Source organism: Corynebacterium sp. HMSC04H06 (genome assembly GCF_001815935.1).
Taxonomy (GTDB): Bacteria; Actinomycetota; Actinomycetes; order Mycobacteriales; family Mycobacteriaceae; genus Corynebacterium.
On record NZ_KV823405.1, the window covers coordinates 1 to 2,142 of the forward strand.

Annotated in this window: 2 protein-coding genes; one reads left to right on the plus strand and one right to left on the minus strand. The window is 66.2% G+C overall.

Features of this window, described 5'->3' with window-relative positions; genetic code table 11:
• Nucleotides 1–167: 167 nt before the first annotated feature.
• A complete protein-coding gene (ramB, locus tag HMPREF3067_RS01440) occupies nucleotides 168–1,577 on the plus strand; it encodes an acetate metabolism transcriptional regulator RamB (protein ID WP_070767970.1) in 1,410 nt (469 codons plus the stop codon).
• Nucleotides 1,578–1,628: 51 nt separating this feature from the next.
• On the opposite strand, the gene HMPREF3067_RS11455 is transcribed toward ramB, so the two are convergent.
• A partial coding sequence (locus HMPREF3067_RS11455) for a MetQ/NlpA family ABC transporter substrate-binding protein (protein WP_246819195.1) occupies nucleotides 1,629–2,142 on the minus strand: 514 nt, incomplete at its 5' end.

A 2,142-nucleotide genomic window follows, 5' to 3' on the forward strand; every position in this document is an offset into this window, starting at 1 on the left:
GCACTTGACAAAAACATAGGGACACCCCCCCGGATCGGGCGTTTTCCAAAACCGGACGTTCGTACCTTTTATCCCCTAAGCACGACTTTCACACCACCGCTAAGAACCTTCACACAGAATTTGCTAAACCACTGTTATAGGGGCATTAGGCAGGTAACCTATCCGTCATGACGAAGACTTACGTGGGCTCCCGGCTGCGGCAGCTGCGACGCGAAAGAGACCTCAGCCAGGCCTCCCTGGCGTCCACCTTGGGCCTGTCGGCCAGCTACGTGAACCAGATCGAGCACGACGTGCGTCCCCTGACCGTGCCGGTCCTGCTGCGGATCACCGAAGTCTTCGGCGTGGACGCCACGTTCTTCTCCCGCGACGACGACTCCCGGCTGCTCGCCGAAATCCAGGACGTCATCCAGGACAAGGAGCTCTGCCCCTCCCCCGTGGAGCTGCAGGAGCTGTCCGAGCTGGTCTACAACCACCCCACCGTCGCGCGCACGCTGGTGGACATGCACCGGCGCTACCGCAACGTCCGCGACAAGCTGTCCTTGGCCACAGACTCCCGCCGCGTCACAGACTCGGCGCAGGCGCTATCGATGCCCCACGACGAGGTCCGCGACTTCTTCTACGCCCGGCAGAACTACCTGGACGGCCTCGACCACCACGCCGAGGAACTGGCCGGGGAAGTGGGCGTCGAGCCCTTCCACATCCGCGACACCGAGCGGGCCCTGGCGGACCGGCTGCGCTCGAAGCATAACCTGGAGATCAAGACCGTCGGCCAGCTCGACGGCACCCTGCACCGGCTCGACCGGGAGGCCGGCACCCTGCTGCTGGCCAGCCGGCTGTCCGAGGGTCAGCGCGCTTTCCGCATGGCCACGGAGCTGGGTTTTCTGGAGGCCGGCGATCTCATCACGGATGCCGCCGACGAGGAGCCGTTTACGTCCCAGGCCTCGCGCCGGTTGGCGCTGCGCGGCATCGCTAGCTATTTCGCGGCCGCGACCGTGCTGCCCTACGGCTTAATCCACTCGGAGGCCGAGAAGTCTGGCTACGACGTGGAGTTTTTGTGCCAGTCCTTTGGTGTGGGCTACGAGACGGTCGCCTCCCGGCTGTCCACCCTGCAGCGCGACAACCAGCGCGGCATTCCTTTTACTTTCGTGCGCGTGGACCGCGCGGGTAACATGTCCAAGCGCCAATCCGCCACCGGCGTGCACTTTTCCAATTCCGGGGGAACCTGCCCGCTGTGGAATATCTACGAGACCTTCTCTCGGCCCGGCACCATCTCCCGGCAGCTGGCGCAGATGCCGGACGGCCGCAACTACCTGTGGGTGGCGCGTACGGTCCAGTACCTGCAGGGCCGCTACGGTGATACCAACAAGATGTTCGCCATCGGGCTCGGCTGCGAGGCGCGGCACGCCGACCGCACTGTATACGCCGCCGGCCTCGACTTGTCCGACATGTCCAGCGCCACCCCCATTGGCGCCGGCTGCCGCATCTGCCCCCGCAGCAACTGCGCCCAGCGCGCGTTCCCGCCCATCCACGAGGCGCTGGACATCGACACGCACCGCTCGGCGGTAGCGCCGTACTAGGGGCTTCGGCGCTGCTTGTCGGCGCTTGATCCCGGCGCGTGGTGTCCGCGCCTATTCCGCCTCGAGTTCGTCCATGACGCGCTGCAGGACCTCGTCCATCTCCTCCGGGGAGCGCTGGACCTGGACCGAGGTACCCTGGGAGTCCTCGTCGACGGCCGCTTGGACCTTCGGGTCATGCCAGAGCTGCGCGAGCTCGCGATAGACCTCGTTGTCCTTGTCCTCGGCGCGCACGACGAAGGCGTTGATGTACGGCGCGGCCTCGTCGGAAGCCGGATCGTCCTGGGCCACGGCGGTGGTCGGGTCGATGCCGGCGCGCTCCAGGAAGGAGTTGTTGATGACAGCCGGGGTGCCCTCGCCCCAGGCGGAGGTGGTCTGGGCAGCATCGACGGTAGTGACCTTGACCTTGGACTTAGCTTCGTCGACGTCGGCCGGCGTCGGCGAGAGGCTCCCCTCGACGGTCAGCTCGACCAGGCCCGCGGAAGCTAGCACGTTGAGCGCGCGGCCCTGGTTGGACGGATCGTTCGGGATGGCCACCGTCTCGCCCTCGATGCCGTCCAGGGAGTCG